Origin of the sequence: Cedecea sp. P7760 (assembly GCF_013386425.1) — a bacterium.
Lineage (GTDB): Bacteria > Pseudomonadota > Gammaproteobacteria > Enterobacterales > Enterobacteriaceae > Cedecea > Cedecea selenatireducens.
Genome location: NZ_JACARU010000028.1, coordinates 1 through 8368, shown reverse-complemented (window position 1 = coordinate 8368; position 8368 = coordinate 1). Strand labels below are relative to the sequence as shown.

At 54.8% G+C, this 8368-nt stretch carries 9 protein-coding genes; 8 read left to right on the top strand and 1 reads right to left on the bottom strand.

Translation table 11 applies throughout. The features are described from left to right. The first annotated feature begins 323 nt into the window (after positions 1 to 323). The 8 genes from HX778_RS12350 to paaY all read left to right on the top strand — a co-directional run bounded on the left by HX778_RS12350 (position 324) and on the right by paaY (position 7985). Positions 324 to 1154 (top strand): DeoR/GlpR family DNA-binding transcription regulator, encoded by an 831-nt coding sequence (locus HX778_RS12350; protein ID WP_176982163.1) that lies wholly within the window; start codon positions 324 to 326, stop codon positions 1152 to 1154. Between the two features lie 10 nt (positions 1155 to 1164). Then, entirely contained in the window at positions 1165 to 2118 is a 954-nt protein-coding gene (locus HX778_RS12345) for a sugar kinase (RefSeq protein ID WP_176982164.1), read from the top strand. 52 nt (positions 2119 to 2170) lie between these two features. Beyond that, positions 2171 to 3589 carry a DUF3404 domain-containing protein gene (locus HX778_RS12340; RefSeq protein ID WP_176982162.1) on the top strand — a complete coding sequence of 473 codons (1419 nt, stop codon included), beginning with the start codon at positions 2171 to 2173 and terminating at the stop codon, positions 3587 to 3589. Next, the gene (locus HX778_RS12335; protein ID WP_176982161.1) at positions 3576 to 4238 is read left to right on the top strand and encodes a response regulator transcription factor; all 663 of its coding nucleotides are present in this window, start codon (positions 3576 to 3578) and stop codon (positions 4236 to 4238) included. The genes HX778_RS12340 and HX778_RS12335 overlap by 14 nt, the downstream gene beginning before the upstream one ends. After that, complete coding sequence (locus HX778_RS12330) at positions 4235 to 5050, top strand: DUF2861 family protein (RefSeq protein WP_176982160.1); 816 nt, start codon at positions 4235 to 4237, stop codon at positions 5048 to 5050. The genes HX778_RS12335 and HX778_RS12330 overlap by 4 nt, the downstream gene beginning before the upstream one ends. An 89-nt stretch (positions 5051 to 5139) precedes the next feature. Beyond that, positions 5140 to 6327, top strand: coding sequence for a glycoside hydrolase family 5 protein (locus HX778_RS12325; RefSeq protein WP_038472852.1), 1188 nt, complete (start codon positions 5140 to 5142; stop codon positions 6325 to 6327). Between the two features lie 126 nt (positions 6328 to 6453). After that, positions 6454 to 7380, top strand: a complete 927-nt coding sequence (gene paaX, locus HX778_RS12320; RefSeq protein WP_176982159.1) for a phenylacetic acid degradation operon negative regulatory protein PaaX — start codon at positions 6454 to 6456, stop codon at positions 7378 to 7380. A 14-nt stretch (positions 7381 to 7394) separates the two neighbouring features. Further along, positions 7395 to 7985 (top strand): phenylacetic acid degradation protein PaaY, encoded by a 591-nt coding sequence (gene paaY, locus HX778_RS12315; RefSeq protein WP_176982158.1) that lies wholly within the window; start codon positions 7395 to 7397, stop codon positions 7983 to 7985. A 132-nt stretch (positions 7986 to 8117) separates the two neighbouring features. Here paaY and HX778_RS25010 read toward each other — a convergent pair. Continuing rightward, positions 8118 to 8368 (bottom strand): hypothetical protein (locus HX778_RS25010; protein ID WP_218167115.1); only part of this gene is annotated, 251 nt, incomplete at its 5' end.

The window sequence follows — 8368 nt, the reverse complement described above, 5'->3', positions numbered from 1 at the left end:
ATACATATTCGCTCCTTTAGGTTTCAAAATATAAAAAATTAACTAGATATCTCTTACGTTTTGAAAGTAATTTAGCGATCGCATGGCTTAACCGCTGTGATCGAAACCACACAACGACGATCTTATTTACTAAATGAAAGTTATCTGTCATTGATATGCTTCATTTTTAAACGTATTGTTGACACAGGGTCATCTATTAATGCATTGAAAAACAGTGGTTTTATGTCTTTTTGTTTGACTGGTGAGGGGCGTATGTTTGACAAGAGAAAAGATAAATTTAAAAATGAAAGTTATTATTCGAATGACTTAAAAGGCACTTTATTGTGGCAAAACCCTCAACCAGCCTGCTGAAAAGACGCTTAGATATTGCAGAGATCGTTCGTAAAAACGGCGAAATTAAAGTGGATGATCTGGCGGAGATGCTTGCCGTGTCAGGGGTCACCATTCGAAACGACCTCAATTATCTGGAGCAGCAAGGCTATCTGAAGCGCTCGTTTGGTGGCGCAATTTATACCGCACAGCAGGGGGCGTCAGCGGCACCGCCGAGGGAACAGTCGGTAGGGGTAGATAAAGAGCTGGAAACCGAAATGGCGCGTCAGGTTGCGGCGCTCATTGATGAAGGTGAAACGGTATTTTTAGGTGCTGGCGCAATCTTACGTAAGGTAATTCCTTTCCTTACGGGCTTTAGCGACCTGTCTCTGCTGATCAATGATTTGGCGCATGTCCCTTTTGCAAAAGAGTTTCTTACAGGAGAAACGGTGCTGCTGGGGGGAGTATTAAGCAGCGAAGGAAACCTGGTTGAAGGCGATCTGGCGTTAACTGCGCTTCGCCATTATCGCCCATCGCGCGCGCTCATTGTCGTCGATCATATTGCCGAGGATGGCAAGTTAAGCGTGAGAAATGCGGCAAGCGCGAGTTTGATGAGTGAAGCCGTCACGCAAAGCGAGCAGGTTATAGCTGTCGTCGCTAATCGCCCCGTTTATGGTGAAAAACGTTATGCCGTCGGCGAGCTTGCGCAGATTAGCGGCATCATTACGCCCCAGGTGGTCGCGGCAGAATACCATTCTCGCTTTCTCAACGTGGGGCTGACCAATAGCTACACCAACAATGAGTGCCTGACGTGGCTTAACACTGCGTTGCAAAAAGCAAAATGAAGGAGCGGTGATGAACGTGACGATATGTACTATCGGTGAGCTGTTGGTGGAGTTTTTGGCCAAGAAAGAAAATCAGGGCTTTTCGCGGCCGGGGGAGTTCTGGGGGCCTTACCCCAGCGGTGCTCCGGCAATCTTTGCCGATCAGGTGGCAAAGTTAGGTTTTGGTTCGGTGCTGTTCAGCTGCGTCGGCAGCGACGCTTTTGGCGAGATGAATATCGCGCGGCTGGAAAAAGATGGGGTCAATGTTAACGGCATTACCGTCCTGCAAAAGGCCACTACCGGCAGCGCCTTTGTGAGTTATCGCAACCAGTCACAGCGAGATTTTATTTTTAATCTGCCGAACAGCGCCTGCGGCTTGCTTACTGCCGACCATATTGACGAAACCCTGCTTAACCAGTGCAATCATTTTCATATTATGGGCTCGTCGCTGTTTTCGTTTCGTATCATTGATGCCATGCGAAAAGCGATTGAAAACGTGAAGTCGCGCGGCGGCACGGTCTCTTTCGATCCTAACATTCGTAAAGAGATGCTTAATATCCCGGAAATGTCGCAGGCTTTTGAATACATACTTGATTATACAGATATTTTCCTGCCAAGTGACGGGGAGCTCGATTATTTCGGGCGGCATCAGGGAGAGGATGAGCAACTGCTGGTGGACAATCTGCTCAGGCGTGGGGTGAAACACGTTGTGATCAAGCGAGGGCCGCGAGGGGCGAGTTATTTCAGTGACCAGCAAACCTGGCATGTGCCTGGTTTCGCCGTTTCGGTTGTTGATCCTACCGGGGCCGGCGACTGCTTTGGTGCTACGTTTGTCAGCCTGTTTTTGTCCGGGGTGCAGCCTGAGGAAGCCCTGAACTGGGCCAATGCCAGCGGTTCGCTGGCGATTTCGCAGCGAGGCCCGATGGAAGGGACATCCACCCGTTCGCAAATCGAAGCCTTTCTTGCGGCGCAATCTGCGAGATAACTATGCTGGCAACAGAGCCGCTTTGCGAACCCTCTCAATTAAGGCCGTTGTCGTGACTCAGCGATATGCCACTTTTTTGCGTTACGCCTTGCTCTGGCTGTGCGGCGTCTTTTGGCTGCAGGCAAGTGCGGCCCGTGCGGCGGCCGTCGACGAGCATTTGGCTGAGTTTAGCGCGGCGTTAAACCAGTCCACGCCCTCGGCGCAGGTCTCGCTGCAAACCCTGCAACAGCTAGATGCTACGCTGCTCAAGCCCGAATCCATGTATCCACAGTTTCAGGCCTGGTCGTTGCCGGAACTCACGGCGTTTTATCACCTGGACAAGCGCTGTGCCAGCGAGATCGGGCTATCCGCCGCAGTGAAATCATTCATTGCGGCGTTATGCCAGCCGAACATACCTTCTTCGTCCTGGTTCAACGCGAATCCCATCTACCCTTTAGGCGGAAGCAGCGCCCGGCAGTATATTTTGCGTCACCCGGAGGCAGCCGCTGCGCTAAGAAACTTGCTGCATGTGCGGGAAAGACCCGACGACCTTGCGGGCATAGGTACTTTGTCCGATGACAATCTCAATGCGCTGCTGGGTGGCCAACGTTGGCTGTTGCAGAACGGTGAACTCTGGCAGCTTAATCACCAGCAGTGGCGGCGCTATGCCCCCAGGGTCTGGCAGCCGTTGGCCCGGCAGTCCGGCCTCGAACTCGTGAATACAGGAGGGCGCTGCGATTTCCGCGCAGGGGCGCTGTGCGTCAATGCTCGTGAAGGGTACCGCGATGTCTGGCGCTGGTTGTTTGGCCTGCTGGCGATATTGACTACTGCAGGGCTGATGTGGATGGGCTGGCAACGGCACCAGCTACGCGAACGGCAGAGATTTATCACGCAGATGCTGACGCACGAGCTGCGTACGCCCATCGCCCAGTTAAGCAATGTTGTCGAGCATTTTCGCCGTGACTTTGACCAGCTCCCCGAAGGTGCACAGCTCAATTTTGTGGCGCTTGCCGACACGCTGCAACGCATGCGTCAGATGGCTGAAACCAGCAAACATTACCTTATTGCTGAGCACCAGAAGGAAGCGCTGGAAACACTAACCCAGGTGCAGATTAGCGACTGGCTTGATCATCTTTGTGCAGGCAGAGACGGAGTGAATTACTGCCTGGAAGAGGACGCTACCGTTGGCGTCTCGCTGTACTGGAGCAGCCTTTGTCTGACGAATTTACTGGATAATGCTCTTCGTCACGGTGCTGCTCCCGTGCATTTGACGGTCTGCAAAAATAAAACACACCTTGTATTTCAGGTGAGCGATCGCGGGAACATAAGCCACAATCCTCTGCTGAAGACCCGCCGCTTGCGCTGGTCAAACAGCAGTCTTGGCCTGGGGTTAACCATTGTTCAGCGCGTTTCTCATCGGCTCAACGGCAGGTTGACGTTCAGCCCCGGACCAACCACTTTCACCCTGGAGTTGCCTTATGACCACGAATAAAGCGCACTCTTTATTGTTAATTGAAGATGATATTGCGCTGGGCGAGGGGCTGGCGGCATTTCTGGAACAGGAAGGGTTTGCCTGCCGCTGGTTGCGTAGTACTGAGCATGTTCTTGAATATTGGTATCAGGTCGATTTAGCGATTCTCGATCGCCAGCTTCCCGAGGGTGACAGCCTCCGGCTACTGCCGCAGTGGCTGGCTAAGAAAGCCCTGCCGGTGATAGTTTTGACGGCAAAAGTGAGCGTTGAAGAACGGGTGGCAGGGCTTGAGGCAGGGGCGCGGGATTACCTGAGCAAGCCTTTTGCCCATGTCGAACTGCTGGCGCGGATCCGGGCCCAGCTTCGCCCGTTAGGGGATGGCCTGCTGATTTGCGGTGAGCTCAGCTTACTTCCGGCGCGGCAGGTGGCGAACTGGCAGCAGAAAGAGGTTGCACTGACGGCAACAGAGTTTGCACTGCTGGCAATGCTAATGCAGATGGCCGGGCGCGTATTTACCCGTGATGAACTGCTTAATCAGGTCTGGGGCTATCAACATTTTCCGTCGACCAGAACGGTTGATACTCATGTTTTGCAATTACGGCAAAAGCTTCCCGGGCTGCCTATTGCGAGCGTGCGTGGCGTTGGTTATCGGCTGGAGATATCGTCATGAAACGGTGTCTTTTTGCCCTCATGATCTCGTCTGTCACCGCCGGCGCGACGCTGCCGCAAACGCCGCTGGAGCCGTTTTATCATCAACTGTTTAACGAGCGCAGCGATCTTGCCAATAGCCAGTTGATTCATGTCTGGCCTCAGTTGAACAGCGATGCACAGCGTACGGCATGGAAAGACGCGCTTTACGCCCTGGTCAGCAAGCAGTGTGGCAAAGATCTGCCTCCCGCAGCGCCTGAGTGGCTGGACGATACAACGTTAACGCTGATGCAGCGGGATATGCCTCTTAATCGTATTTATCGCATTACCCTGAGCGGCAAAAGCCTCCGCCACGATCTGAAAGTTTCCCTGGTGCTGCCTGACGGTAAAGAGGTACTTTCCACCGCGCCAATACAGCACGAACCGGAAAATGAATATCGCGTTGAGAGTCAGGAGTTTAACCAGCCGCTGAGCGAGGGCGTCTATTTGCTGACCGTCTCAAGCGGCGGGCAGCAATGGCAGCAGCCTCTGGCGTTGCAGGGTATTGCGGGACTTAGCCGCATCCAGCTTCACGATCGTGAAATTACGCTTAATGCACCGCAGGTAGCTTCCTCATGTCCTGAGCCGTGGCTTGAGCAGACGCTGCTTAACCGGACAGACTACAGCCAGATTTGGTGGGCAAGGAGCGATAAATTGTCGCTGGTTCCCTGGCCTTCTAAGCTGCCTGACAGCGTATGGGCAACCGTTGCAGTGGTGAGCGCTGAAAACAGGGGAAGCGTGGCGGTGAGAATCGAGCATCGCCTGGCCGGGCCGCTGGTGATGCTACAAAATTAACGCTCGCAGCGCTTTTCTGACATTCCTCTGACAATCCCCCTCTACTAACCAGCAATACTGCAGTCTCTTTTGTTACCGAGACATTTGCCATGAAACTTAAAGTACTCCTGGCAGGGCTGGCCCTGATCTCTGCCTCATCTTTTGCCGCTGACAGCCTCGCTTTCTGGGATTTGCCGCAGCACGGCGGCAACAGCTTTAACCGCCTGCCGCCTGACCAGGCCTATTTTTCTGCTCTTAAGGGCTACGGCGCCACCTGGGTAAGGCTGTCCTGGGATAAATGGCAGCCGGAGCAGCGTGATTTTTTGTTGGGGAATGCCGACAACTATCAGGGGCTGATGAAGCAGGATCTGCAAACGCTCAAAGACACGCTGGCCCGCGCCCATGCCGCCGGGCTTAAAGTGGTGATTACGCCGCTTTCGCTGCCCGGTATGCGCTGGGCACAAAACAATAATGGCCGGTTTGACGACCGGCTGTGGCAGGACAAACGCTACTGGCAGCAAAGCGCGAAGTTCTGGCGCGATCTGGCCGCACAGCTAAAAGATAACCCGGCTGTTGCCGCGTACAACCTGATCAACGAGCCTGCGCCAGAGAAGCGGGCGGGGCTGCCGGAACACGCCTCACCGGAGGAAATGAAGGCCTGGTATAAAAAACAGCAGGGTACGGCGAGAGACCTGCCTGAGTTCTATCAAACCGTTATTAAAGCGATACGTGAAGTCGATAAGACCACGCCTGTAATGGTAGATAGCGGCTGGTATGCCGCCGCCGACAGCTTCAGCTACTGGCCTTCAGCCCTGGACGACAATCGCGTGCTCTACAGCTTCCATATGTACGAACCCTACGACGCGACCAGCGCACCCAACCTTAAACGTCTGAAGCCCTATGCCTATCCCGGCGTCGTCCCTTTCGGCGGCAAACAGGAAAAATGGGACGGTGAACGCGTGGCCGGCTATTTGCAGCAGCCGTTTTCGTGGGCTAAGCAGCGCGGCGTGGCAGAGAATCGCATGGTGGCCGGTGAGTTTGGCTGTATGCGGCAGCTGGCCGGGTGCCGCCAGTATCTCGAAGATGTCCTCCGCGTAATGGATAAAACGCAGGCCCACTGGGCATTTTACAGCTTCCGCGAAGATGCCTGGGACGGCATGGATTACGAACTCGGGAAAAGCAAAGTGCCCTGGTCGTACTGGAAGGCGATTGATGCGCATAAGCGAGATACTTTACCGCGCCATGCCACGCCCGAGTTTGAGCCGATAAGCCGCCGGCTGGCATCACCCACGCGATGAGTTAAGCGTTACGCACTAATGCCAGCTGATGGGTATTTTGAATCATAATGACTAATTCAGTCATGCTCTATGGCTTTATTATGCTATGTTTTTTCTCAGGAATTCCCATAGCGGCAATGAGGCAGGATGAGCAGCAAACTCGATCAGTTTATTCAGCAGGCCGTCAGCGCGGTCCCCATCAGCGGCACTTCGCTGATTGTTTCTTTATACGGCGATGCGCTGGCCCATCGCGGCGGCGAGATCTGGCTGGGCAGCCTGGCGGCGATGCTGGAGCCTTTAGGATTTGGCGAGCGTTTTGTCCGGACGTCGCTTTTCCGCCTTAATAAAGAAGGCTGGCTCGACGTGGAGCGGGTGGGGCGACGCAGTTTTTATCGCCTGACGGACATGGGCCAGAGAATGTCGCGCCGTGCGGAGTCCAAAATTTACCGTGCCGGGCAGCCGGCCTGGGACGGGAAATGGCTGCTGCTGCTTTCTGAAGGTCTGGAAAAAAACACGCTGCAGCAGGTTAAAAAACAGCTCATCTGGCAGGGCTTTGGGGCGCTGGCGCCAAACCTGATGGCTTCTCCCTCACAAAATCTGGCGGACATTCAAAGCCTGCTGCACGAGGCGGGCGTGGCCGAGCAGGTTATCTGTTTTGAGGCCGAATCCCCGCTGCAAACATCGCGCGCGGCGCTAAAGTCCCGCGTCGAAGAGTGCTGGCTTTTGACCGATAAAAACGAACGCTACGCCGAGTTTATTCACTCCTTCCGCCCGCTGCTGCCGCTGCTGCGCGAGGCGGGAAGCGATGAACTGACGCCGCAGCGCTGTTTCCAGATTCAGCTGCTGTTGATCCATTTCTACCGTCGTGTTGTGCTGAAAGATCCTCTGTTGCCGGACGAACTGCTGCCGCCGCACTGGCTGGGGCAGAGCGCCCGCCAGCTGTGCATCAATATCTATCAGCGGGTTGCCGCCGGTTCACTGGCTTACGTCAGCGAACTGGGCGAAACCTCGGTGGGAGATTTGCCTGCCCCGGTGAGCGGCTACCACACGCGATTCGGCGGACTCACACCCTAAAATAAGGAGCCCGTATGTCCATTTATCAGATTGATGGCCTGACGCCGGTTGTCCCGGAAGACAGCTATGTGCATCCCACGGCGGTGCTGATTGGCGATGTTATCCTCGGCCACCGCGTCTACATCGGCCCTAATGCCAGCCTGCGCGGCGACTTTGGGCGCATCATTGTAGAAGATGGGGCAAACGTGCAGGATAACTGCGTAATGCACGGATTCCCGGAGCAGGATACGGTTGTGGAGCAGGACGGTCATATCGGCCACGGCGCAATTCTTCATGGCTGCCGCATCGGCAAAAATGCGTTGATTGGCATGAACGCGGTCATTCTGGACGGCGCGCAAATTGGCGAAAACTCAATTGTCGGCGCGGCGGCCTTTGTCAAAGGCAAAGCCGAGTTTCCGGCGAATACGATGATTATCGGCAGCCCGGCAAAAGCGATTCGTGAGTTAAGACCGGAAGAGCTGGCCTGGAAAAAACAGGGGACGAAGGAGTATCAGGATTTGGTGATTCGCTGTCAGCAAACGATGCATCAGGTTGAGCCGCTGCGTGAGGTAGAGGCGGGGCGTAAACGTCTGGTGTTTGAGGATTTGCACCAGCCTAAGCGGTAAAGTGACCCTCTCCCCGGAGGTTATCTCTGCTACATATTTTCCTTTCAAATCCAGGAGGTATCTTTCGCTCCGCAGTTATTCCGTTCACCCATAGATCTGTTTTCTGTGCACGCTCAGAGCACGGTGAACGTGTCAGGTGGCATTACGCCATGCCCCCTGACAACCCCCGGCGCCCGGCGAGCTCATCGCCGCTGAAGCGGTAAACCCACCGGCTATCACCCAAACATTCGGGGTCGTTCGCGATTCGTTCCCGACGATCGCTCTCTTTCGCTGCTCCCGGCAGCTCAACCCCGCCTGAGTTGGGTCATAACCGGGGGCGATGAGAGCCGGGAACAAGGGCGTGGCTGTGGGACTTGCAGCAACTTTAACGTTCCGTGTGGCTG

Coding starts and splice junctions, on each gene's coding strand:
- HX778_RS12345 (WP_176982164.1), top strand. CDS start 1,165: ATGAACGTGACGATATGTACTATCGGTGAGCTGTTGGTGGAGTTTTTG.
- HX778_RS12335 (WP_176982161.1), top strand. CDS start 3,576: ATGACCACGAATAAAGCGCACTCTTTATTGTTAATTGAAGATGATATT.
- paaY (WP_176982158.1), top strand. CDS start 7,395: ATGTCCATTTATCAGATTGATGGCCTGACGCCGGTTGTCCCGGAAGAC.
- HX778_RS12325 (WP_038472852.1), top strand. CDS start 5,140: ATGAAACTTAAAGTACTCCTGGCAGGGCTGGCCCTGATCTCTGCCTCA.
- paaX (WP_176982159.1), top strand. CDS start 6,454: ATGAGCAGCAAACTCGATCAGTTTATTCAGCAGGCCGTCAGCGCGGTC.
- HX778_RS12330 (WP_176982160.1), top strand. CDS start 4,235: ATGAAACGGTGTCTTTTTGCCCTCATGATCTCGTCTGTCACCGCCGGC.